22 protein-coding genes, 2 tRNA genes and 1 pseudogene are annotated in these 24,363 nt (G+C 60.6%); 22 read left to right on the top strand and 3 right to left on the bottom strand.

Going from position 1 to position 24,363, the window contains the following annotated elements:
- The first annotated feature begins 125 nt into the window (after window positions 1-125).
- The 5 genes from ACP15U_RS18900 (at window position 126) to ACP15U_RS18920 (ending at window position 5,815) form a co-directional block, all read left to right on the top strand.
- Window positions 126-341, top strand: coding sequence for a hypothetical protein (locus tag ACP15U_RS18900; RefSeq protein WP_142494279.1), 216 nt, complete (start codon window positions 126-128; stop codon window positions 339-341).
- A 152-nt stretch (window positions 342-493) separates the two neighbouring features.
- Window positions 494-808 (top strand): DUF1778 domain-containing protein, encoded by a 315-nt coding sequence (locus ACP15U_RS18905; protein ID WP_142494278.1) that lies wholly within the window; start codon window positions 494-496, stop codon window positions 806-808.
- Window positions 798-1,346: a GNAT family N-acetyltransferase gene (locus ACP15U_RS18910; RefSeq protein ID WP_142494277.1), complete on the top strand. Its 549-nt coding sequence runs from the start codon at window positions 798-800 to the stop codon at window positions 1,344-1,346. Before ACP15U_RS18905 ends, ACP15U_RS18910 begins: the two co-directional genes overlap by 11 nt.
- A gap of 174 nt (window positions 1,347-1,520) precedes the next feature.
- Window positions 1,521-4,310 carry an SIR2 family protein gene (locus ACP15U_RS18915; protein ID WP_204114545.1) on the top strand — a complete coding sequence of 930 codons (2,790 nt, stop codon included), beginning with the start codon at window positions 1,521-1,523 and terminating at the stop codon, window positions 4,308-4,310.
- Window positions 4,307-5,815 (top strand): argonaute/piwi family protein, encoded by a 1,509-nt coding sequence (locus ACP15U_RS18920; RefSeq protein WP_218394088.1) that lies wholly within the window; start codon window positions 4,307-4,309, stop codon window positions 5,813-5,815. Before ACP15U_RS18915 ends, ACP15U_RS18920 begins: the two co-directional genes overlap by 4 nt.
- A 163-nt stretch (window positions 5,816-5,978) precedes the next feature.
- Here ACP15U_RS18920 and ACP15U_RS18925 read toward each other — a convergent pair.
- Window positions 5,979-6,064, bottom strand: a tRNA-Leu gene (locus tag ACP15U_RS18925).
- A 1-nt stretch (window position 6,065) separates the two neighbouring features.
- A tRNA-Ile gene (locus ACP15U_RS18930) sits at window positions 6,066-6,141 on the bottom strand.
- A 272-nt stretch (window positions 6,142-6,413) separates the two neighbouring features.
- On the opposite strand from ACP15U_RS18930, the gene ACP15U_RS18935 reads away from it, so the two are divergent.
- The 12 genes from ACP15U_RS18935 to ACP15U_RS18990 all read left to right on the top strand — a co-directional run bounded on the left by ACP15U_RS18935 (window position 6,414) and on the right by ACP15U_RS18990 (window position 19,062).
- On the top strand, window positions 6,414-7,337 hold the full coding sequence (locus ACP15U_RS18935; protein ID WP_204114547.1) for an ArdC family protein: 924 nt from the start codon (window positions 6,414-6,416) through the stop codon (window positions 7,335-7,337).
- Window positions 7,338-7,427: 90 nt separating this feature from the next.
- Complete coding sequence (locus ACP15U_RS18940; RefSeq protein ID WP_043754039.1) at window positions 7,428-7,817, top strand: DUF3768 domain-containing protein; 390 nt, start codon at window positions 7,428-7,430, stop codon at window positions 7,815-7,817.
- A 148-nt stretch (window positions 7,818-7,965) separates the two neighbouring features.
- Complete coding sequence (locus ACP15U_RS18945) at window positions 7,966-9,939, top strand: ParB/RepB/Spo0J family partition protein (protein ID WP_043754041.1); 1,974 nt, start codon at window positions 7,966-7,968, stop codon at window positions 9,937-9,939.
- A 70-nt stretch (window positions 9,940-10,009) separates the two neighbouring features.
- Window positions 10,010-10,603, top strand: a complete 594-nt coding sequence (locus ACP15U_RS18950) for a regulator (protein WP_425046603.1) — start codon at window positions 10,010-10,012, stop codon at window positions 10,601-10,603.
- The gene (locus tag ACP15U_RS18955; RefSeq protein ID WP_043754045.1) at window positions 10,603-11,259 is read left to right on the top strand and encodes a DUF6927 domain-containing protein; all 657 of its coding nucleotides are present in this window, start codon (window positions 10,603-10,605) and stop codon (window positions 11,257-11,259) included. The genes ACP15U_RS18950 and ACP15U_RS18955 overlap by 1 nt, the downstream gene beginning before the upstream one ends.
- Before the next feature lie 112 nt (window positions 11,260-11,371).
- On the top strand, window positions 11,372-15,631 hold the full coding sequence (locus ACP15U_RS18960; protein WP_204114549.1) for a strawberry notch-like NTP hydrolase domain-containing protein: 4,260 nt from the start codon (window positions 11,372-11,374) through the stop codon (window positions 15,629-15,631).
- 125 nt (window positions 15,632-15,756) lie between these two features.
- The gene (locus ACP15U_RS18965; RefSeq protein ID WP_009803668.1) at window positions 15,757-16,143 is read left to right on the top strand and encodes a DUF6878 family protein; all 387 of its coding nucleotides are present in this window, start codon (window positions 15,757-15,759) and stop codon (window positions 16,141-16,143) included.
- Between the two features lies 1 nt (window position 16,144).
- Window positions 16,145-16,585, top strand: a complete 441-nt coding sequence (locus ACP15U_RS18970; RefSeq protein ID WP_043754051.1) for a DUF6915 family protein — start codon at window positions 16,145-16,147, stop codon at window positions 16,583-16,585.
- 359 nt (window positions 16,586-16,944) lie between these two features.
- Window positions 16,945-17,223 carry a hypothetical protein gene (locus ACP15U_RS18975; RefSeq protein ID WP_048534140.1) on the top strand — a complete coding sequence of 93 codons (279 nt, stop codon included), beginning with the start codon at window positions 16,945-16,947 and terminating at the stop codon, window positions 17,221-17,223.
- Between the two features lie 117 nt (window positions 17,224-17,340).
- On the top strand, window positions 17,341-18,069 hold the full coding sequence (locus ACP15U_RS18980) for a DUF736 family protein (protein WP_048534142.1): 729 nt from the start codon (window positions 17,341-17,343) through the stop codon (window positions 18,067-18,069).
- Window positions 18,070-18,284: 215 nt separating this feature from the next.
- Window positions 18,285-18,515: a hypothetical protein gene (locus tag ACP15U_RS18985; RefSeq protein ID WP_043755226.1), complete on the top strand. Its 231-nt coding sequence runs from the start codon at window positions 18,285-18,287 to the stop codon at window positions 18,513-18,515.
- 40 nt (window positions 18,516-18,555) lie between these two features.
- On the top strand, window positions 18,556-19,062 hold the full coding sequence (locus ACP15U_RS18990; RefSeq protein ID WP_081979737.1) for a JAB domain-containing protein: 507 nt from the start codon (window positions 18,556-18,558) through the stop codon (window positions 19,060-19,062).
- A 43-nt stretch (window positions 19,063-19,105) separates the two neighbouring features.
- Here the strand turns inward: ACP15U_RS18990 and ACP15U_RS18995 are convergent, their stop codons facing one another.
- On the bottom strand, window positions 19,106-19,495 hold the full coding sequence (locus ACP15U_RS18995; protein ID WP_043755224.1) for a thermonuclease family protein: 390 nt from the start codon (window positions 19,493-19,495) through the stop codon (window positions 19,106-19,108).
- A gap of 624 nt (window positions 19,496-20,119) precedes the next feature.
- On the opposite strand from ACP15U_RS18995, the gene ACP15U_RS19000 reads away from it, so the two are divergent.
- The 5 genes and pseudogenes from ACP15U_RS19000 to ACP15U_RS19020 all read left to right on the top strand — a co-directional run.
- Complete coding sequence (locus tag ACP15U_RS19000) at window positions 20,120-21,049, top strand: DUF2493 domain-containing protein (RefSeq protein WP_043755221.1); 930 nt, start codon at window positions 20,120-20,122, stop codon at window positions 21,047-21,049.
- 179 nt (window positions 21,050-21,228) lie between these two features.
- Window positions 21,229-22,041 (top strand): hypothetical protein, encoded by an 813-nt coding sequence (locus tag ACP15U_RS19005; RefSeq protein WP_188479606.1) that lies wholly within the window; start codon window positions 21,229-21,231, stop codon window positions 22,039-22,041.
- Between the two features lie 662 nt (window positions 22,042-22,703).
- Complete coding sequence (locus ACP15U_RS19010; protein ID WP_028093953.1) at window positions 22,704-22,910, top strand: hypothetical protein; 207 nt, start codon at window positions 22,704-22,706, stop codon at window positions 22,908-22,910.
- Window positions 22,911-23,477: 567 nt separating this feature from the next.
- The gene (locus ACP15U_RS19015; RefSeq protein ID WP_043753561.1) at window positions 23,478-24,071 is read left to right on the top strand and encodes a hypothetical protein; all 594 of its coding nucleotides are present in this window, start codon (window positions 23,478-23,480) and stop codon (window positions 24,069-24,071) included.
- Window positions 24,058-24,363 (top strand): annotated as a pseudogene (locus ACP15U_RS19020) (endonuclease); the annotation flags it as partial. The gene ACP15U_RS19015 and the pseudogene ACP15U_RS19020, both read left to right, overlap by 14 nt.

The raw sequence follows: 24,363 nt of genomic DNA on the forward strand, positions 1-24,363 counted from the left end.
CTACTGGATTTTGCAATGAAGACCCGCAGGCCTCCAGCGGAGGTTCTTCGGTTTGTTTGGAACCCAACCAGCCCTCCGCCTCGGAGGGACCCAATAACACGCCAGACTTGAGAAGGAGAATTCAGATGGCAGGCAAAGGCAACGGCGGGAGCTATCGCGGCGCGAAATCGGGGCGGTACGTGACAAAGGCTTATGGGAAGTCACATCCGCGCACGACGGTAAAAGAAGCGCCTGGCAAGAGTGGTTCTACCGGTGGCAGCTATCGGAGCGCAATTTCCGGGCGCTTCGTGACGGCAAAGCATGGCAAGGCGAACCCGGGTACGACCGTTCGAGAAAAGTGAGTTTGCCTCTCGCCCAGAGAACGTGTTAGTCAGGCTTTGTTTTAGCGTACGGAAATTCGCCGTACACTTGACATGTACGACGATATGCCGTACATAGCTGCGTGTGAGTGGCATCTTGCCGCTTGACGTCGTTTCGGATCAAGGAGGCAACCATGTTGGCGTTTGAGGATAGCACTGTCGCTGTCGACGAGCCCAAGAGCGCTCGGCTGGAAGCGCGTACACAGCCTTCGGTGAAGGATGCGATCAGTCGCGCAGCAACCTTGAGCGGTGTTGAGGTAAGCTCCTTTGTTGTGAGCGCTGCATACAAGGCCGCGCAGACGACGATTGAAGCTCATAAGTTGACGGCGTTGGAGAGCGAGGCGGATCGTGCTGCGTTCTTTGGCGCGCTCGAAAATCCTCCGAAGCCGAATAATCGGCTGAAGCAGGCTTTTGCATTGCGCGAGACGCTGATCGCGAATGCCGACTGACGCCGCCGTAGACGCCAAGTTCACAATCGAGCCGTTCGATGCCAAGAGCCAGGATCGAACGGCTTTTTCCTGTGGTGTCCCCCAGATCGACAATTACCTGAAGTTGACGGCCAAGAAGGGGTCCAAGGCTGATGTCGTCCGGATCTGGGTCGTGCTAGACGATGACCGTAGAACCCTTGGGTTCTACGGGATCAACATGCATGCGGTTGTTGCGGAAGACATGCCTGATGAGCTGGCCAGGAAGGCGCCAAGGCATGGCATGCTGCCAGCTGCATTCATTTCCATGATCGGCGTCGATCAAACGATGCAGGTAAAGGGCTTGGGCAGCGCATTGCTTGCCGATGCGCTCAACCGGATTGGGCGCGTCTCAGACGAAATTGGAACCTGTGCCGTCCTTCTCGATGTGTTCGACTGCGGAAACCCCGAAATCGTGGCGCGCCGAAAAGCATACTACGAGGCGTTCGGTTTTACCCCGTTGCCAGATCAGCCGTTGCGCCTGTTCATGCCGATCCAGACAGTGCGGGCGCTGTCCGGTTGATCGCTCATTGGGCGCCGAAAGTCATGTGCATGACGCGAATGCAAAAAATCTGAACTCAAAGGAAAGTGACTAAGACATTCTGACCCTATGGTTTGCGACAGTGAACAGTCTAGCATGTTCTGAATTTGTTCCGCATAATAAACTAACAAAACCAAAACAACACGATTCGAGCAGATGGACAGCAAGGTTCTATCATCAATTAGACATGCAGAGGTTGGACGCCTGCAAACACTGCTCGCCGAGCACCGCCAGCCGGTTCTGTTGCTAGGAGCAGGGGCTTCCGTTACATCCGGTGTGCCAGCGGCCGGTGAAACAGTGAACCGCGCAGCGAAGTGGGCATACTGTAAGTCGCATGGTCGGTCTCCGATGGACCCAGGCGTCGTTGATTCTGATTGGATACCTTGGCTTGAACAGCAGTCTTGGTTCAAACGGGGGGTTGGTCTCCCCGACCAATACCCTGTTGCGATCGACAACCTTTTGGGAATTGGACAGGATCGAAGAGAGTTCTTCGAGCAACTTATCAGCCGTGGTGTGAAGCCCGGACAGGGGTATCGGGCGCTAGCACGGATTTTAGACAACGGTTGGGTTGCAACGGTTCTAACGACAAACTTTGATCATTGCATTGATCGAGCGGCCGTTCTTGAAGCAGTGCCGCCCTTCTTGGTCAAGATCCGCACTGCGTCGGATTGGGTCCAGTTCAAAACGTCGCCAGCAAACCCGCAGTTAATCCACATCCATGGATCGGTTGAGCACTACTCCGACAAGAATTTGGCCGAAGATGTATTGAAGTTGGACCAAGAGACCGTCGAGCATATCAAGCCTCTTTTGCGTGATCACCCATTGATTGTAGTTGGGTATCGCGGAATGGAGCCATCGGTCATGAAAGACCTTCTTGAAAACCAAATTGACTATGCAAATGGGTTCAAAAACGGGGTCTTCTGGTGCGATATGAAGCGCAGCATAGGCGAATCCCTCTCGCCTCTGGTACAATCTTTTGCGGACAAGATTGGTTCAAACTTCAATCGGGTTCCAATTGATGGCTTCGATCAACTATTGAAGACGGACCTGCTGGAGCAACTCGTTGCTCGGCAGACTCCCTTGAAACAACTTGGGCCGGTCAGCGCCCCGAGTTCTCTTCCTTTGGACATGCGCCCTTTTCAATCCGGGCGGTTCGAAGATCTGGATGAACAGGTTCTTTTCCAGCGGTTGAAGCAGTACGCCGACAAGCACTACGAACCTTATCCTGAGCGCTTTAACTCTGATTGGGTCAAAGAACGCGCGGTTGTTAAGAAGCTCCTGCATCAAACTGAAGGTGATCCGGAAAGTTCGGCGCCTACGCTCGCTGCTTGGGTCATGTTCGCTCGAACTCCTAACAAGCGCCTCGCCCAGGCAATGGTCAAATTAACCATTGTAGGTCCGGAATCATGGCTGCGCGGAGCCTTCGGCGATGACGCTGATCTCATCGACACCGGCGAGGCTGACGTTTTTTTGGTTGAGCGAGAAATTGGTGGTACTCTTTGGAACCAGCTAAACACACTTGAGGAGACGATCGCTCTCCTCAATTCGCCGTTTCTCTTGAAAGATGGAAAATCCCGCCAAGTAACTCCCTATCATCCGTTGGCTATCCATGAAATGATTGTGAATGCACTAGTGCATCGGGATTATGCGGTTGAAGCGCCAATAGAAATCAGGATTTCACCGACTGAGATTGAAACGGTAAGTCCAGGGGGTCTCATAGATGAAGTCGCGCTACGGACCGGCGCAGAGTCGATTGAGAGCCTTGTACGCGGAGGTTCGCGGGGTGTTTTGAAGGGCTATCGAAACCCAGTCATTTCGAGTTTCTTTTACGGTAGCAACGAAATGGAAAGGCGCGGCTCAGGCCTAGCCGACATGCTTCAATACACAATCGACAATAATGGTGATGTGCATTTCTATCCGATGGAGCAGAATTCTGCGTTTAAGGTACTGATTTTTGCCCGACCAGAAGCAGTAGATGAAATTACTCGCACGGCGGTAGCAGATCAGTCTGAAACAGTACGGTTCACGACAAATCTTTTGGAATTTGTTGGTTTGCCGGAAAAGATTTGGCACGCCGGTACATCCGCGCGATCAGCATCAGGGCTTCGGAAAAGCGCCGGAGATCTTCCAGTTCCTCCAGGATATGTCCAAGATGGGCGCTTCTTTAGTTTTTACGATCTGGAGCGGATCACAAGTGACTATGTAACGCCATTTGACGATGGAGACATCGAAGAACTGACAATCCCAGAGCTCTTTGAGCAGGGAAATGGTTTGAACATCATGCGTAGGCTACTGCATGAGCTGTTGAACGAACACCTAAGGGCAATCGGCCTGGTTGTTGACGAGGATCGTCGCCGGGCGCACTTCCCCAAAACCGACGAGCCTGAAAGAAAAATCACTTATCAGGGACGCGTGAAGCGCGCTACGAGAACCATTGTGAAGGCTCGTACAAGGCGAGATTCTGACGATCTTCTCTACTACGAACATAAGGCCTTCACATACTCCTTGATGGCCTTTGGGATTGACTGGGGTCTCTTTATCAACCCGGGTTACGTCTTCACTCGCGACGGCAATCGCCGGTACTTAGGAAGAGATAGAATAAATATTCTTTCGACAAAAAGGGCTGCCCGAGACTTTAATCCAAGTGTGATGCACGATGTGACTTTCTGGATGGCATGTTTGTCCGAGGAGGCTGAAGGTGTGTTTGCCTTGAAACCTGATACGAGGAACACGCTTTCGGATTATGCGCCAACAGTACTACTCAACAGTGCGTTCCCCGGAATTGCTTATAAGTCGACAGCATTTGGTGATGGTCGAACCCTTGAGGACGAACTGGAACGGAGGGTTTTGGAGGCTGATCAAGAGTTGGAAGATCTTGCAGCGATTGACGACGTTGATGCAGCACAAGATGTTCCCGATGATGATAGTGGGGACGATGGCCAATGACGCTAGAGCTGTCAGTCAAAGAGTTGGCGCCCCCAAACCTTCAATTTGGTGGTGCTCTTTCGGTTTCGGATCCCAAGGTAGGACTGGCACAGGCGGGGCCATTCGACCTCCATTTTGGGTCGGCTTCAAGGAAGCAGAAGATTGGCGTCGGAATAATTGGCCCGCAATGGATGATCGATCTCACTAGGGCTTGGTTAGAGCGCTGCATGAACCCGATCCCAGTTTTGGAAGGCGAAACACAACTGAGACGGATGTTTCCTGGTTTCGAAGAGACGTTCCACAGCGCACTGGTGACTAAAGACAGTTGGACTGTTCGGCTAGACGAGGGCGGGGTAGGCGACAAACTCGGCACTGCGCTCGCAATCAGTGATCCATTCCGCCGCTTCGAGCAGGTGCTGGACGCTTACGCTGATGCATTGGATAGCCTTGCCGCTCGCGACTCCAATCGACCTGACTTGGTCATAATGGCGATGCCAGACGAGGTTCTAAAGAAGTCCCACTCTGTAGAGCGAAGCGCGACAACCGAGGAAAAGAAAGCTGCAGCTATAATTCGAAAGTCTCGGGCCAATGGTCAACTTGATTTGTTTGATCTATTTGAAGAAGTCGAGCAGACGGAAGAGGACTTTCTGAAGAGAGACTTGCGCCATGCACTTAAAGCGCGTGCGCTCAGAGCCAAGCTTCCGATACAAATGGTCACCCGGAACCTTCTTGAGGACACGCCTCGTGGTCAAGATGCTGCAACCAGAGCATGGAACTTTTCAGTTGGTGTCTACTACAAAGCGGGTGGAGTTCCATGGCGATTGCCCCAAACGGGGCCTGAGACGTGCTTTGTTGGAATATCTTTCCATCACCTGAGAACAACCAAGCGCCACATTGTTCAATCCAGTTTGGCGCAGGCTTTTTCGAGCGAGGGAGAAGGATTTGCAATCCGGGGTGATGGCGTACCAGCCACACCCGATCAGAGCCGCAATGTTCACCTTTCCGAAGAGCAAGCATACGATCTCTCAAAAGATATCGTGGCGGAATATGCAACGCGTGCGGGTGGTCCACCGGTACGAGTGGTAATGCACAAGACCACATATTTCGATGCCGCCGAACTTGCGGGTATTAAGGCGGCACTAACTGACATCCCCATTGTTGATCTCGTGACGCTGGTTCCGAGCAGTTTGCGTCTGTTGAGGCTGGGGGTCTATCCTCCGAATGTCGGAACACTTTGCACTATCAATTCTGGTACCTCCTTCTTATTCACGTCAGGCTTCATGCCCGAGTTGGGTACGTATCCTGGCCCTCATGTTCCGCAGCCGTTTGAAATCCGAATGCAGTCAGGTGGTAGTAAGACTGAGGCTGCTCAAGACGTATTGAATCTCACTCGCATGAATTGGAATACGGCTGATATTCGTGGGAAGTGGCCCGTGACTTTGTCGTTCGCGCGTCGAGTCGGCGGCATCCTTGACGAGTTCGGAGACGCTGAGCCGGGCGAGACCTCATTTCGCTACTTCGTCTGAGAGCCCGACGGATACTTGCTTTCCTTAGTCTCAATGCTCGTGGACTACTCCGAGCACGGTAACGAAAATGGCTCCTCCTATTGACCTGAACGTCTTTGCAGGCCGCCTGTTGGCCAGCCTTTTTGAGGGTTCGAAAAGTGCTGCAGCGTTGCGGGGCCGATTCTGGTGCGGACAGCGGGACTCAAACCCGCACGCTCGATTGTGCAGGAGATTTTAAGTCTCCGGTGTCTACCATTCCACCATGTCCGCGTGGTGCCTCGGGCAGGATTCGAACCTGCGACCTAACCGTTATGAGCGGTCAGCTCTAACCGCTGAGCTACCGAGGCACGTGGGGATCACTGAATGAGCGAATTCGGTGTCTTGCTCAAGGGTCTTAGCGTCAGCTTGGCGAGATTTCTGGGCTTCCGCTGGACGGATGCCGAAAGGCACTTCGTGTCAGTGATATGAAAAAAGTAAAAGCAAGCTTTGGGTTTTGCCGGATCCAGAGTCACGGGGTGGGGGTCTGGCAGGGTTCTGGACGGACCCTGCCGTCCCCACCAAGGGTGTTTCCCCAACGGTACCTCCGGGTCTGCACACTTACCAGACATCGGAGATCATCATGGCCAAATCCAGCAAGCCAAAGTTCGACGCCGCGGCATCGATCACCAACGAACTCATTAAGATCATCGACCGGGGCGTGCTGCCCTGGCGCAAGCCCTGGACCGTCGGCGGCAGTTCCGTGCCGCTCCGTCAGAACGGCGAACCCTATCAGGGCGTCAACAACTTCCTGCTGACCATGCGCACCATGATGGCCGGATACGCCTCGCCTTACTGGATGACGTTGAGGCAGGCGAACGAGCTCGATGCGAAAGTCATCAAGGGCTCGAAATCGTCGGTGGTCGTCTACTACGGAACGGCCGAGCGCGAACAGGTCGAAAGCGCCCACGGCGGGGAGGCGGAAACCGAAGACCCCAAAACCATCCCCTTCATGAAATCCTACCGCGTCTTCAACGCCGATCAGATCGAGGGGTTGGACCCTCGCTTCCATCCCGCTGCGGCCGAACCGGAAGTTCATCCCGAACGCGCACCGATCCCGCATATGCAGAGCTTCTTCGAGGCAATCGGTGCCAATGTCAGCTTCTCTGGTCGGGAAGCATGTTATGTCCCGAACCTCGACAAGATTTACATGCCCCCGATCGAGCTCTTCGAGAACCCGCGGAATTTCTACGCCGTCTGGGGTCATGAGCTGGGTCACTGGACGAAACCCCGGCATCGGTTGAACCGAAGCTATGGCGACGCTCGGTTCGGGAACACGGCATATGCCCGCGAAGAGATTGTGGCCGAGCTCTGTACGGTGTTTTTGGGTCAGAAGCTGGGGTTTTCGGCGCATACGCTGGAGCTGAATGCGGCCTATCTCAGCAACTGGGTCCGGGTGCTCCGCTCAGACAAGCGGGCGATCTTCAAACATGCGGCGGACGCGCAGCGCGCCTGCGACTATCTCGTCGCCGTGTCGGAGGCGGGGCAGGGGGAACAGGCCGCATGACGTCCGAGGCTGTCCGGGCTGGTAGGGCGTGTGAAAGGAAAAGCTGGCTTTGGGTCTGGTGGTTTCAACACATCCCGAAAGGACAGCCCCATGAGCCATGCCGAACCCGCAGAGTATCCCCGACCGAACGCCACCGTCATCGCCGCCCATAACGATGCCTTCCGCAGGTTTGCCTGTCTGGGCATCGCCCCGGATCAGGCGATCCAGGGCCGCCTCGTCGTGACCCAGTCCCTGATCGAGGCCGGCGATGGTTTCGTGACGGAAGCCGTGAAGGCCACCGGTGCGTTCGATACATTCGAGCCCGACAATGACCCTGACGGCTGGCACGATTTCGGGGCGGTGACGATCCGCGGCGAGACTGTGTTCTGGAAAATTGACCTCTACGAGGCCGGTTCCGACTTCCGCTACGGCGCCGAGGCTCCCGACAATCCAGAAACCACCATGCGCGTTCTTACCATCATGATGGCGCGCGACTGGTAGGGCAGGCCGCACCCCAACCTTACATCACCGACAGGCCCGCTGACCCTCCGAAAGGGAAAGTGGGCCTCTTGTCCTGTTGGTTCCCGGATCCGGGGATCGGTCGCACGGAAACTCGCGGCCCTCTCAATCACGTCGAGAAGGACATGCCATGACTCAGTCGTTCAAACCCACCACCGTCGCCATCGGCGATCTTGTCGCCCATCCCGCAAACGTACGGACCAATTCCCCCGAGACCTACGCCTCCGAGAATATCGCGCATCTCAAGGCCAGCATCGCCGTATTGGGCCTCCTGCAACCGCTGCTCGTCCAGAAGATCGACGGCAAGTTCGGGGTGCTCGCCGGTGGCCGTCGACACGCGGCCCTGCTGGAACTTGCTGCGGACAAGGCCGCCAAGGGCTTCACCAACAGCACGAAGATCGATTGCCGACTGGTCTCCGAAGATTGTGATGTGACCACCGCGCTCTCGCTCGCCGAAAACATCACCCAGGCCCCGATGAACGCGATCGACGAGTTCGAGGCCTTCGCCCGGATGATGGAGGTCGATGGTCAGACGCCGGAAACCATCGCCAAGACCTTCGGTACCACGGTCGCCGCTGTCAAAGGCCGTCTGCGCTATGGGCTCATCCATCCCGACATCCGCGCCGCGGCCCGCGCCAAATCGATCACGCTCGATACGATGAAGGCTTTCGCCGATCATCCCAGCCAGGAGGTGCAACGCGAGGTCTTCGAGGCGCTCACCAAGGAGGACAACCATGTCCAGGCCTACACCGTGCGGAACGCGCTGAAGTCCCGCGGTGTCCAGGTCAGCGACGATATCGGGGCCTTCGTGCGTAAAGACTACGAGGCGCGCGGCGGTGCCATCGCGGCCGATCTGCTGGACGAGCATTCCGTGCTCGAGGATTCCGCGCTGGTCGAAACGATCCTGCTGGAAAAACTCGCCGCCGCCGCCGAAGAGGCTCGGGCAGAGATCGGCTTTGCCTGGGCCGACGCGGTCATTCAGTACGACTATGCCGCCATGGCGGATTATGGTCGGGTCTATCCGGGTCCGGTCGAGCCCGACGAGAAGGGTTCGAGGCGCGTCGACGAGATCACCGCCGAGCTTGAGAAACTCGAACACGAGATGGAGAACGAAGAACTCGAGGACGAGGCGTACAATGAACTCTACGAACGCGTGGACGCGCTGGAAGCCGAGGCGCGGGACCTCCGGGAGGCCTATAGCACCGAGGATCTTGCCAGCTCCGGCGTGATCGCGTCCTGGTCGCATGGCAAGATCTCCCTGCATGTCGGGATGGTGCGCCCTGAAGACAAGACAGAGCGGTCTGGCAAAGGCACCGGCGCACCGAGTGACAAGGGCGCCGCAGACGGCGATGAGATCACCTATCCCGCCTCGCTCACCGAGGATCTCAAGACCGAACGGGCAATGGCGCTCGGCGCGGCCATGGCCAAGCACCCGGAGGCGACGCTTGATCTCACGCTCTTCAAGCTGGTTACGGATGTGCTTACCAGCGGTTTGGGCGTCACCCAGGCGATCAAGGTCGACGCGCGACAGGAGTATCGCACCCACGCGAAGATGGACGAGATCGACGGCACATCGCTCGAACAGGTGGCGGCAGCGCATGACGCGCTCAACCTCTCCTGGGCCGATGACGCGAAGTCCCCTGCCGACCAGTTTGCGCTCTTCCGGGCCCTTGACGCGGGCGAGAAGGCGAAACTCGTCGCCTACGCTACGGCCGCGACCACGCAATCCTGTTTCGCACGGGACAGGCAGCGCGACAGCTTGATGCATGACTTCGAAGTCGAGATCATGCCGGACATACGGGCGCATTGGACGCCGAATGCGGCGCTTTTCAACCGCTTCAAGAAGGCCTGGCTTCTGAAGATTCTCGGCGAGGAGCTGGGGCTCGCACAAGAGGCGGTGACATTGGCCTCTTCGACCAAGAAGCAAGTCGTCGAATTCTGCGAAAAGCTCTTTGCGGAGCCTTTCGCCACGCTGACGGAGGCGCAGCGCGCGGCGGTCGCGGCCTGGTGTCCTCCGATGATGCAGACGGCAGGTGTCGAGCCGGTTGATGCTGGCGAGTCCGAGACACCCGTAGACGCAACCGGGGTCGCCAAAGCGGCCTGATCGAGCAGGCGGCCCGCTCGGCATGTCCGGCGCGGGTCGCACCCTTCCCTCCATCTTACAGGTAAATCCCATGTCCCTTCTTAGCTTCACTGCCGCGAGCGTCGCGGCGCAGATCGCGCATGCGCGCGGCTACTCCACCTTCCTTCCCAACTGGAACGGGCCGGTGGGCAAACCCGCCCTGATCCTGATCGTCGGCACTGGTGTGCATCTGCGCTCCAATGGCATCGACGGTTCGACCACGCGGATCGTCACCACCGAACGCGCCGATCCCACATATGCCTTCGCCAAGGGCATCAACCCGTTCCGCGATCCGGATTGGATGGCGGCGCGGCAGGCGGCGTTTCGCGATTTGACGGGCCAGTTCTACACCGACATTCTCGATGACGTGCAGATGCTGATCGACCGCGGTCACGACACTATCCGGCTGGCAACCGATGGCCACACGATCTGCGTTTTCCTGCGCCGCGCCGCTGACTACCTGATCGGCGGCACCTACGACGTGCCCTCCGGTCTCGGCGGGACGTTCCGGGTGATCCTGAAGGACGCCACCGACACCCACGCCCTCGTGCAGAATAGCGGCAATTGCGAGGATTTCGACGATATGCTGCCTTACCGCGTGCCGCTCGATGCGCTCATCGAAATCGATGACCGGAGGGCGGCATAGTGGGTTGGCTCTTCTACACCGACCGCCGCGTCAAAACCTACGCGGAGGAGAAGGCAGAAATCGCCCGGCTCTGCACCTTCGAGACGGATACCCGCAAGACATTGTTGCTCAAGGCCTGCAAGGTCGGCTCGACCTGGTATGCAGCTTTGAGGCTCACCAACATCGATGGCGGACCGGTTGAAGACAGAACCTACGTGACCGATGCCGACGGGTCGATCACCTTCGGCGCCGTCTTCCTCACCCGCTATGACGAGGGCTGCTGGGGCTACAAGGACATGGAGGAGAGCGTCGGCCCGGTCGAGTCCCGCGCGCCGCTCAGCCTTCTGGTGTTGCTCTCCGAGTTGAAGGATCCCGACAGCTATGCCCATGCTTGGCGTCAGCGCTGCCGCGATTGGGCGGCAATCCCGGACTACGACGAGGGTGACAAGATCAAACTGGCCTCACCGGTAACGCTGACCGATGGCAGCACCTGCCAGATCGTGACCGCCACCCATTACCGGCGCGGAGGGCAAAAGCGTCGCTGCTACCGCATCGAGGAGACAGGCGACCTCGTGCGTCTGTCGAAAGCCTCGCTCGCCGGGTCCGAACTCCTCAGCTCGGCGAAGAGTGCGGCGAGTCCGGTTCTGGCCGAATTTTTCGCCGGGAAGGGGTCCTGACCGCCGGCAGCGACGTCATCTGTCCGGCCTTGAGCCGCCTCCGCGCGTTTGAAAGCGCAGAGGCGGCTTTCTGTCCTGTCGGACCCACAACCTGACTCAAAGGACAGACGATATGGACAACCGAAGCCTGGCACTCGCACGCGATTTCCCATCGAAACCTCACCTTCTGCAGGCCATTCGCCTGATCGGCAGCGAGATTGAGAAGCAACCGCTCAAGAGCTCATCGCTCGCTCGGATCATGCGCGAGACTTTCGGTGGCAGCGATGCCGGCGGCGCGTGGTCCTGGCGCATGGCCTATGACCTGATGCAGGCCGCCACGGTGACGACGATCATGCAGGACAGCGGTTCGGACGTGCTCGCGACGGCCAGATTGCTCGCCTCACGGCTCCTGACGGAGACCCGGCGCTCCGAGCAGCAAATCCGTCTGCAACAGTTCTCGACGCCGCTGCCCTTTGCGGCACTGGTAATACGCGCAGCCGCCATTCGCCCCGGCGAAACCGTCCTCGAACCTTCCGCCGGGACCGGCGCGCTGGCTGGTTTTGCCGTGCGCGCGGGTGGCAAACCGATGCTGAACGAGATCGATCCCTTCCGCAGGGCGCTTCTCGAGGCGACCATTGACACGCAGGTGACCGGCTTCGACGCGGAACATATTGATGATCTCCTGACGGTGCCCGACCTTCCCGGTGTCATCGTGATGAACCCACCCTTCGCCTCTTCGGTCGATCGCTCGCGGGACAGGCACATCGCGGCGAAACATCTGATCTCCGCGGCTAAGCGCCTCGCGCCGGGCGGGCGTCTCGTGGCAATCATGCCGATGGGATTTTCGCCGGAACGGGACGCGGCCCATTGGTCACGGGCCTCGGCCATCGCAAAGCCGCGCCTAGCGCTCACGATCCCTGTCCACGTTTACCGCAAACTCGGCACCACGGTGGAAACCCAGCTCATGGTCTTCGACAAGGTGCAGGAGGAGATCGAGATCGTCCGTGCCATGGTCGACGATTTGGACGCGGCGCGCCAAATCATCGATGACATCGCCGCAACCCGCACTGCCACTCCCTCGATCCAAACCGGTGCGCAGTTTCGGACTGGGTCGCGCCGGGTCGGTGTCCCTGTTGCACGTCAGCGCCCAATCGCCCAAGCGGCGTCTGCCAAACCCAAATCGCATGCCGCCATCCCGCTGGCCTTCACCTGCCTCGACACACCCCGCGAAAACACCCCGGTCTCGGACATCTACGCTCGCTACCGCCCGCAGCGGATTGAGATCACGGGGGCTCAGGAACATCCCACGCCGCTCGTCGAGAGTATTGCCATGGCCTCGGTCGCGCCCCCGGTTCCGTCGAATGAAGCCGCCTCGGACCTGCGGCTGCCTGGCCATCTGATCGAGGGGGGTCATCTTTCCGAGGCCCAGCTCGAGACCATCCTGATGGCAAACGACGCCCACGGGCGCGACCTGCCGGGCAGGTTCACGATCGACGAAGACCAGTCCCGGATGACCCGCGCCGATGATAATCCAGAGGCGTACGCCTATCGGCTCGGTTACTTCCTCGGCGACGGCACCGGCTGCGGCAAGGGCCGCGAATGCGCCGGGCTCATCCTGGCGAACTGGCTCGCGGGTCGGCGCAAGGCGGTCTGGATCTCCAAATCCGCCACGCTCATCGAGGACGCAGTCCGCGACTGGACCGACCTCGGCGGCTCGCCCGCCGACATCCAGCCGCTCTCCAAATGGAAGCCTGACCAGCCTATCTCCATGGGCGATGGCATCCTTTTTGTGACCTACGCGACACTCCGGTCCGCAGGCAAATGCGGGATGACCCGGTTGAGCCAGGTTCTGGGCTGGATGGGCGACGGGTTCGACGGCGTGCTGGCTTTTGATGAGGCCCACGCCATGCAGAACGCCGCGGGGTCCGACGCGGGCAGGGGGGTCAAACCCTCCCAGCAGGGTCTCGCCGGGCTGCGTCTGCAGCTCGCCACGCCCCGGGCGCGGGTCTTTTATGTCTCGGCGACCGGGGCCACCAGCGTGCAGAACCTGGCCTATGCCTCCCGCCTCGGACTCTGGGGTCAGGGTCCGGACTATCCCTTCCCGAGCCGGGAGAGCTTTGTCTCGGCAATGGAGGCCGGAGGCGTTGCCGCGATGGAAGTCGTGGCGCGCGACCTCAAAACGCTCGGATTCTACACCGCGCGGGCGCTCAGCTTCGATGGTGTGGAATATGACGTGCTCGAACATGCGCTGACACCGGCGCAGATCGAGATCTATGACGCCTATGCCGGGGCATTCCGGACGATCCACCATAATCTCGAGGCGGCGCTGACCGCGACCGGGGTCAATGATGCCTCCGGTCAGACGAACGCCTCTGCCGCGAAGGCCTCGGCCAAATCCCGCTTCGAGAGCACCAAGCAGCGCTTCTTCAACCACCTTCTGATGGGCATGAAAGCCCCGACCGTCATCCGTGCCATTGAAGATGATTTGGCCGAGGGATTTGCCTGCGTCATCCAGGTGGTCTCGACGGGCGAGAGCCTGTTGAAGCGACGGCTCGAGGCGATGGACCCCGAAGACGAGCTGGTCGAGGGGGCGTTGACGCCTCGGGATTATGTGCTCTCCTACCTCGAACAGGCCTTCCCGATCCATGCCCAGAAGATCGTGGAGATCGACGGGAACATGGTCGCGGAGCCGCTGCGGGATGCGAATGGCGCCCTGGTTGTCTCCCGCGAGGCCGAGGCCTTGCGCGATGAGGCAATGATAGAGCTGATGTCCCTGGCGCCGATCCCTTCGGCGCTGGACCAGATCCTCTGGGCCTTCGGGGATGAGGTCGTGGCCGAGGTGACAGGGCGCTCCATCCGCCCCCTGAAAGCCAGCGAAGGTGCCCTCTTCATCGAGAAGCGGTCCGCCAGCAGTAATTCTTCTGAAACCCGGGCCTTCATGGATGGCGAGAAGGACATCCTGATCTTCTCCGATGCCGGCGGGACGGGCCGGTCCTATCATGCCGCTCAAACGGCCAAGAACCAGAAACGGCGACGGCACTACCTGCTGGAGCCCGGTTGGCGGGCCGATGCCGCGATCCAGGGGCTCGGCCGCACGCATCGTTCGGCTCAGGTCAGCGCGCCTTTCTTCCGGGTCTGCACCTCGGATGTGCACGGCGAGAAACGCTTCACCTCCACGATCGCCCGACGGCTTGATCAGCTGGGCGCCCTCACCAAGGGCCAGCGCGAGACCGGCTCCCAGGGCATGTTCCGCGAGGAGGACAATCTCGAAAGCCCGATCGCAAGGGGTGCGCTGCGAGGCTATTACGCCGATCTCGCCGCCGGGCGCGCGGCGGCCATGAGCTACGAACAGTTCAGCGATTGGACAGCTCTTCGACTGATCGACCAGGACGGCGTGCTCCTGGAAGAGTTGCCGCCGATCCAGCGCTTCCTCAACCGTGTCCTGGCGCTGCCGATCCACATGCAGAATGCACTTTTTGTCGAGTTCATGAGCCGGATTGCCGATCAGACCGAGCGGGCGCGGGCTGCAGGCACACTCGATCTCGGCGTCGAGACATTGCGCGGCGAGAGGATCGAGCAGGTCTCGACCGAGGATCTCTGGACCTGTCCGCGCTCCGGAGCGGTGACACGGATCATCGGACTGGAGGTGACGGACCCCGTCCATATCCTCTCCGCAGAAGAAGCTTTGGACCGGAACCCCGACAAGCTGCCAATGATCAACAGTGCCTCGGGACGTGCGGCGCTGATCTCCTCGCGTCCGATGCAGATGTATGACGAAGAGATCGTCACGCTCATGCGCAAGGTGACCCGGCCAAGCGGGTCCACCTATGTCGAGGAAGGGAAGTTCCAGGCCTCCGCCTGGGAAGAGATCGAAAAGCCCGAGTTCCGCCGCCTCTGGGACGAGGAGGCCAACAGCCTGCCGAAGGTGACCACGACGAAGCTATACCTGCTGACCGGGCTGCTGTTGCCGATCTGGAAGGATATCCCCTCGGGCAACGAACGCATCTACCGCGTCACACCTGAGGCACAGACAGCGATGATCGGCCGGACCGTCAGCGAGGACGGCGCCGCGGCCCTGCGTGCGCGGTTCATGGTCGGCACCCCGAAAACCCCGCGGGACATGCTGACGGCCGCGCTCGGATCCACCGCGCCGGTCGATCTGGGACGCGGCCTCACGCTCACCCGCCGCCGGGTCGCGGGCGCGGCCCGTCTCGAGATCGACGGGGCCGACCGGGGCACGATCGACGGGTTGAAGGCCCTGGGGTGTTTCACCGAGATCATCGCCTTCCAGCTTCGGGTCTTCGTGCCCCACGGGGAGGGCGTCGATACCGCTGCGATCCTCGGCCGGATCGTGGCGGACGGATCAGCCTCCAGGGCTGATCGCGCCGCCTGAAAGGAAAAGCGGGCCTTGGGTCGGGGGAACGCGGAAGGGTGCTTTGCCCCCTCGCGTTCCGCCGCCGTGGCGTGTCTCCAGACCCCTCGGCGCCTTCCCCAATCCCAGACAAGAGGACGAGACCCATGACCAACTCCGAGACCACCTTTGCCGAGACGATGGCAAAGTGGCAGGCCGAGCGCGAAGCCGCCAACAAGGCCACCCGAAACGAGCTGCTCCCGCAATTGCGAGGCCTCGGCATCACCGAGGTCACCGCCGAATACGAAGGCTACGGCGATTCCGGCAATATCGAAGACGTAACGGTGCAGCCCGCAGGCATTGCGCTCCCTGACGAACTCTGCACGAAGGTTGGCGACTTCGCCTGGTCCGTCGCCTATCACCAGCATCCCGGCTTCGAGAACAACGAGGGCGGCTACGGCACGCTGACCTGGGATGTCATCGCCGACAGCATCACCCTCGATCATGCCGACCGCTACGTTGAATGCTCCCACAGTTTCGATGAGGGCCTGTGACATGGCCCATCCCCTCCATCATGCCGAAAGTTCCGCCCGGAAGTATGGCGGAACGCCATCCGACTATCAGGCCGTTCACGACTGGTTCGATGCCTCAAAGGAGCATCTCGCCATCTTCACCCACCGTGCTCTGCGCCATCACACGCAAGGCATCTTCGAGGCCGAACGTGTCTTCGGGCTCTCCCTCACCAACGGGGCGGGGCGCGAGATTCCCATCCGCTGGATCGGCGAGCAGCATGTCCGCGAAGACTGTCAGGGCCGCATTCCGAGCCTCGCCGACTGGCTCGGACGGATCCAGCCCGAGCCCTGGATGGCCAACGGGCAGATCGACCGGCAAGCGCATGAGCCCGTCGGCGATCCGCGCACGAAATGGCTGGCCGAGGTGGCTGGGGGCAAGACGATCCTCGGCCTCAAGGACTGGATGGAGGCGAGGGGATCATGATGCGCAACGTTCGCAGGTTCTACGATTGCAGCACCGCACATCTGCCTGAATAAACCGTCCAGGCTATCGAGAACGGGCTCTTTGCCAAATCGCCGAGCATGCAGAATGAGTATGGCTGGCTGTTCTCCGTCCCTGTAACCCTCGCCGACATGCCGGAAGGCGTCGACTGCGACGCCTTCAAGGCGGTCATGGCGTTGGCGATGGATGCCGGGTGTGACTACGTCCTCTTCGATCGAGACGTCCCGCCAGCCCCCTATCTCGAGGTCTTCGACTGGTAGGTCAATCGCGGTTGCACAGAGGCCCGATCCACGGATCGGGCCTCTCTTGTTTCCAACACCAATACTGAAGTGGAGATCCGGATGAACGTCGCGGAGATAAAGCTCGCCGTGGATGCCGGCAAATCCGTCCACTGGGCGAATGAGGGGTATCGGGTGCATCGGGACGGCCTTGGCCAATACCTCATAACCTTTGTGCCGAACGGCAGCACGATCGGGTTGACCGACCGGAGCGGCCGTAGGCTGAACGGAGCCGAGGCCGACTTCTTCATATCGGAGCCGGGCCATGATGGCGCGACAGCGCAGGGGAGGGTGGTGCGCGGGGCGACGTCGGACACCTCGTCTACCGCCGGGCCGGGCTGACGGGCAGGAGAGAAAGGAAAGAGGGCTTTGTGGTTTTGCGATCCCATGAGGGGTCGAAAAGCAATCCCGCGTGCTCTGGCCAAGTGCCGGGCAGCGGCAAACCCAAGGAGAAGACCTATGTTCGCAGGAACCCTGACCAAGAATGCCGAAACCGCAGCCACCGCCTATTCCGGCATGATCCATTCGACCCGGTTTGACATCGCCATCCAGCTCGAGACTCGGACGAAGATGTCCGAGCGAAGCCCGGACTATGATGTGACGGCGGTGAACAAGTCGGGCCGCAAGGTGCGCATCGGCACGGCCTGGAACGAGACCGGCAACACCACCGGTAACCATTACATCTCGATGCAGATCGATGTCGGCCTCGGGCCCTTCCGGGTCAACGCCGTGCAGACCAAGGAAGCACGCGAAGCGATGACCGGTGAATTCGAGATCATCCCGCTGGTCTCGAACGGTGCGATGAAGTCCGGTTCGATCTCGGGCGAGTTGACGGCGATGGATGCAGACAACGCCTTTGCCGGTTACATCGCCAACATGATGTTTGACCTCGACTTCATGCTCATCGAGAACGAGTTCAAGACCGAGGAGACCCATCCCGACTACCGGATCGAGGTCAGCTCGCCCAAGGGCCACCCGATCCGCGTCGGCTCGGCCTGGATGGCGAAGAGCAACCGGACCGGCAACGACTATGTCTCGCTCCTCATCAACACGCCCGATGGCGATCTGCGGGTGAACGCCGTGCAGAACGAGGAGCAGCGCGGCGGCCAGACCTTCTCGATCATTCCCTTCGTCGAGAGTGCAGGCCAGGACCGGTCGGACAACGCCGGGCTCGCCCTGGTCGGCTGACAGGCAGCGACTGCTACAGAACTGGCGCCCCGGGCAACCGGGGCGCTTTCGCCCGTGCAGGCCTGATCCTCCTCCCAAAACGGCCTGACGGGGTGGTGCCGGTCCTGTCTCCGACCGGCCCGCGCCTCCTGTCCCCAAGAGGCAGGTCCCGCGAGGGGAGCCGCAGTGACGCGGCTCCCCTCTTTTCGTATCACCTCATCAGTAGGACTAGACGCATGTTCAATCTCACCCATCCCAAGCTGGTCACGCTCGCCGAGGCCGAAGGCTACGCAGAGGTCGTGGACTTCCTGGAGGACTATGCGCAGGGCAGCATCGTGCCCGCGATCTGCATGGCACCCGATTGCGACCACACCGCCGATCTCGAACCCGACCAGCGCGCCGGCTTCTGCGAGGCCTGTGGCCGCCCCACCATGAAATCCGGCCTCGTCATCGCAGGCATGAACTGAGCGGCGCTGGCCGCGATCCTCTCAAAAGATTGGAAACGACATGATACAGCACGATCCCAAAAAGATCGCCGAACGAGGCGCATCCGGTTTCTCCGAAGCCGAGATCGCGACCATCGACGCCGCCCGCATCATCCTGCGCAGGCATGCCCGCTCGACCTCCGCACTGCAGTCCTGGACCATGCTGACCGACTACCTGGCTCTGAACGCCGTTCATGAACGGGTCGAGGTGTTTCGGGTGCTGCTTCTGGACCGGAAGAACAGGCTGATCCGCGACAGGGTCATGACTCGCGGCAGCATCGATCACGTCCCGGTCTATGTCAGCGAGGTGCTCCGCGCCGCCCTCGTTCTCGATGCCTCTGCCCTCATCCTCTGCCACAACCACCCCTCCGGCGATCCGCATCCGAGCCAGACCGACATCGAGCTCACCCGCAAGATCGTGGAGGCCTGCAAGGTGATGGAGATCGTGGTCCACGATCACATCATCGTCGGCTTCGGGCGGGAGAAGAACGCCTTCAGCATGCGGGCGGCAGGGATGTTGTCGGATTAAATTCGCGCACTGAACGTCGCGCAGCTCCCTGGCAGTCGTATCGCTAGCAGTATCTCGCCCGCCTGATCCGCGACCGCGCCGCCGGCGTCTCCAGATGGGCATACCGACCTCCGGAATATCTCCGACAATCGAGCGCGTGACCGGCCGCGATCAGCGCGGCGCCTATGTCCTCACCATCGGCGTAACAAATGCCCACCCATCGGTCATGGGTCCGCTCGCCGTTGAGCTCGCATTCTATCGAACGGCCATCGAGGTAGTTCACCATCCAGCGCCGGGCATCCCGGCCCGCCCGCGTTCGGAGCTCGGGAGCATCGACGCCATTCAGACGCACAGGTGTGCCGGAGACGACGATGGTGTCGGCGTCCCGGATCTGCACCTGCGCGATGGCTGGTGATGTCAGCAGGATCACGACGATCGGGATCAGATATTTCAACTTCCGCCTCCTCTGCAGGTGGGTTCACATTCTTCCGGGCGTAACACTCTCAGACCCTTATCGCATTAATTGGCCCGAAGCGCCCACTGCCTGACGGCCTCCCCCGCTCGGCTTCGCGTGTCGCAGGCGAGAACGGCCCTGCGGTCCGTCGCGCATTCGGCCATGCGGCCTCACCGCGGCGCAGCACTTGGCATCCCGGTTTGCCCGTCTCGCGAGCAGGCCGCGCCCCGGCCGCTCCGCCGGATTGCGCTCCGGTCTGTTTTGCGGGGCAAAACGATCCCGCCGCTCCATCCGTCTCCCGCGTCCGGTCGCGCCCTTTGCCTGCTCGCGTCGGGCAAACCTACCGTCAACAACACACACATGAGTGCGGAAGCATATCCTCCGGATGGCCCCCAAATCAGCCCGCGTCAAGGATCGCAAAACTTTTCGGCGAAGGCGGCGCGGGTCGAAAGGGCGGTCCAGTTTTCGATGACGCGCCCGTGGTGGGCGATGCGCCCGGAAAACTTTTGCGCCCGGCACGCCGGCGGCTTCGCCGTCCCTGACCCGGACAGATTCGGTGAACCAGACGTACGGCCATGCCACCACACTCCCGTGGTGGTTCCCCGAACATCTGGAGACACCAACATGACTTACGAGAACGCGAACGCCTACGAGACCATCGAACTTTTCGGCCTGACGGAGAAAGACGCGGAGCTGCCCATCCCCGAGGATCACATCCTGACCGACAGCGTCGTCCGCGAGACTTTCGAGGCCCTGCTCGGCCAGCTGCGCGGCACCGGTCTCGAGACCGAGATCGAACCGCTCGCGCACGGGCTCGCCACAATCCTGCAGCGCCGCAAGATCGCTCTCGGCAAGGAGCTCGACCGCACCGCCGACAAGATCGGCGCCCTGGCAAAATCCCACGACGGATCGGAGATCGCCGAGACCGCGCTCGAAGAGGCGCAGGCCCGCTTCCTGCAGGTCCGCGAGATTGTCGCGGCCATCGAGGTGATGAGCGAGGCGGCGGCGGAATGCTACGAGGTCGAGACCGGCCATGCCTTCATCCCGGCCGCGGGATCGCGCGCCAGCGCTCGCGCTCAGGAGACCGGAGCGGTCTTCGAGGCCCGGCAGTTGCTGGAACAGCATGATCGCGAAACGGCCGCGAAGTCGAAGGTCGAGGGGGTTCCCCTGATCGTGTCGGGGGCGACCGACTGGACCGATATCGACGTCATCTTCTCGACACTCGACAAGGTTCGCGAACGCATCCGGCAGAACCGCAACCAGGAGATCTTCCTCTGCCATAAGGGTGGCAAGCACGGGGCCGAGATGATCGCCGCCCGGTGGGCTCGGGCGCGCGGCGTCGCGCAGGCGCGCTTCGATCCGCGCTGGTCCGCGCATGGGCGGGCGGCACCCTTCAAATGCAACGATGAGATGCTGGACGACAAGTTTGCTGCGACGGGAGTTGTGCTCTTCGGTGGCAACGGGGTCGCGCTGAACCTCGGGCAGAAGGCCGAGGCGAAGGGGCTCACCGTCATGCGGGTCGCCGATCCGGCGAAGAAGTCGGCAGACGCGTGAATGAGAGAGGGTCGCCTTTGGGCGGCCCTTTTGTCGTTTTCACGTCGGCCTCTAAATGCGACCAAGCGGACGTATCGAACTCACTAGATGCAGCTTTTCGCCGATGACACCGTTTGCAAGATTCCCCTGAGACGCTAGACGGGTAAGCCAGTTGGCAACTGTCACAGGTCCCCAGAGAAATGACTATTTACTACGATCAGTTTGAGACCTGGGAGGGGTCTTTCCGCGAACTGGCAGTTGATCTGGTAGGCAAGGAAGCGATCGAAACCCTCGCTTCATCGAATTTTGAATTCATCGAGGATGCGGGCGACTCCGTGGTTCGGCATACGGACATCGAAACGGCGTCAGACGCGATTTACGATTGGCTGCAAGCACATGAATTCTGCGTCTTCCATGGTACACGTTTGCTGCCGGACGAAATCCTATCTGTGCAGCAACTTGGTCTGCGTCCATTGGTGGCCGCAGACCGCAGGCAAAGACTCACAGAAATTCTCAAGACCCATCCTCAGTGGCATCATCTAGAACACCAACTTGCCGAGGTACTTGAAGATGTCGGCCCGAAAAACAAGCAAGGCCGACGGGAAGGACAAGTTCATTTCAGTCTATCTCGATCGGGTCTCGCGAATGGTTTCGACCACTATTTGAGTCACGGCTCTGAGTTTGATCAGCATGTCGTGCAGCGGTTGTTCGGCGATCAATCGGGCCTTCACCTGCTCCACTCGGAAACCGTTCCCATCATCGTACATGTCCGCATTGGTGGCGAAGAACTCGTGCGAGGTGCTCATCCGCACTTCAGCTATTCTGACATCACCGGCATGGGCGAAATTCCTGGGATTGCACGCGTCTTCCTGAACAGCTGGGCATTCAAGGTAGCGAACCCCAGCTTCGATATTGCCAAGCTGCGAACTGACTGTTGCATGATGCAACGGGTCGCCACTCCGCCCGAACGGATCATCGATTTGGAAAAGTTCGGCGAGTTGGACGCAAAATGAGTGTCGAGCAACAAGTCGATAAGATGATCTCGTCAGCCCCGCCAAACCGAGGCCCGGCTGGACAGCTCGCCCTTCCAACTGGACAAAATACTGCGGTCTGATCACACGATGATCCGTGACTGGTTCGGTCAAGACGGGCCCCTGCCGGCGGGGTTGCCCTCATGCGCGCCTGAAACCCCGCGATCCGGCCGTGCGGGTGCAGATCGCTGGGGCGGGCGCAGCGCATCGACTGCGCCGCCCGATGGCGGCGACCCGTCCGGGCGGGCAACGCTGCTGCCAGGCCCGCGGATGCATCACCTCCCCGGATCGCGAGACTGCGACGGGGAAGTCGAGTTTGAGGCAGACGATCGCGGTCGTGCCGATCGGGCTTGGGCGAACCATCCCGCCGCCGCGTTGGATGAGAGCGGCGCGGACATGGTCATGTCTGACATAACTCGACAGGACCGAAAACGGCTGAGGGGCGGGGTGCACATCCGGGTCTCCCCTCTTTGCTCATAGATGTGGATCGCACGGGGTCGGGCGGTCCGTGCCCTCCGCTCACGCTCCGGCAAACACAAATACGGTTTCCACGCGCGGGGCGCGCGGACCCTCCGCATTTGTGTTTGCGGACCTCCCTTGCCCCCCGTGCCGGGTGATCCCCATCGCAAAAAGGAGAGACCCAAATGACCAACCACTACGTCGCCACCGTTCCCGTCAAGTTCACCGACAACGAAGGTCAGGAGCGCACCCGCTTCCAGCGCGTCGGCGCGATGTTCCGCAACACCCGCAACGGGGACGGCTCGGAGTTCTTCAGCCTCAAGCTCGACTTCCCCGTCGCGGTCCAGGAGCTGGTGATGTTCCCGCCGAGCTCCAAGGAACCGCAGGAGTAATCCTCCCAGGAGGATGGGCCGCCCTAGAGGCGGCCCTTTCCCTGTCTCAGGGAAGGCTGCGCCAAGACCGGGGACCCCTGCTTTCGGCCGGTGTCCCCGATAAGGTGTCAGGACCGTGCACGGTCCTGACGGGGGATTTCAGAGATCGCCTGGAACAGGTCTGCCGGCCAGCCTCAAGGGGGCCATCCGGAATAACAGTCGGGCTGAAGCCCGCCGGTTTTTCCGGCAGAGATTTGGGCCAAGCCAAATCTGGCCGCCCTTGACCCTGTCCGTCAGCCCCGTCGGTGAAGAGATGCGCCGCCCCTCGCTTCCGTCCGAACACGGGTCCGTGTTCGGCCAGACCCTCGGGCGCGGGCATGACAACAGGTGGCCGAGGTGCGGTTGGAGATGGTCGGTGTTGCTGGGCCCTTCGGGCCGGGCCTCGCACCTGCGGTGCTCGGCTTGAAGCGGAATTCAAGGTCGCCTGGGGGCAATCTACAATAATATTGTATTGACCGCAACATATAGTTTCGTATGATGAGGGCGACCTTGAATGAAGGTGGCAGGAAATAGGGGGGCTTTCTTCGTATGAGCCGGACCAGGAGACTGACACAGACGGAGCGGGCGGAGATTATCCGTGAGGCCGGAGAAGGTGTGGGGACGTCTGAGCTCGCGGAGCGGTTCGGGGTCACGCCGCGGGCCATCCAGTACACGTTGAAGGCGGACGAAGATCGCCAGAAGGATGCGGCCGTGGCCACGGCCGCCGTGACCGTGAAACTGACCCCCGAAGAGCTTAGTGCGCTGGATGAGGTCCTGGCCGCGGCGGGGATCGAGACCCGCACGGAGGGGGTCCGGCGGCTGATCCAGGCGGCGGGGGGAACCTTCGTTCCGGACGCGCAGCTGGCGGCTGAGATGGCACGTTACCGGGCCTCCCTGCACGAGGTCGGTAACGGCGTCGTACAGGTCGCCAAGCAGATGATGAAAGCCAGCCGGGCGGGGCAGGGGGAAGGCTCCGCACCGAACGCAGAGTTGTCCGAACTGCGCCTCGCGCAGATGCGTGGTCTGGCGCGGTTCATCCTTGATTCCGCTGACGAGATCGATCTGCTGCTGCGCCGTCGTCGGGATGCCATGCAGCTCGCCGCCACTGCCGCTCTGAGGGAGTTTGCCCATGCGGCTGAATGATGCCGTCCATGACGTCACCGGTGAAATCTTCCGGGACGGTTGGAGCCGCATTCGGGGCTCGATGCAGGGGCTGCAGGCGTCCCGGCAGAGGCAGCTCGTGCGGGCCGCCGCCGGTCACCGTGCAGCGGTCTTCAAGGCGATCCGGGGCGGGGGCACGCATACCAAATCGCAGCTGATGAACCAGCTCGATTACCTGACGACGAAGTCCTCGCATCTCGTGGACAGCAGCGGCTTCCTGGACGGGAAGACGAAGCTCGAGGCATCCGAGATCAAGGACCTGACGGAGCGGTTC

The organism is Primorskyibacter sp. S87, from assembly GCF_049801055.1.
Lineage (GTDB): Bacteria > Pseudomonadota > Alphaproteobacteria > Rhodobacterales > Rhodobacteraceae > JBNAGF01.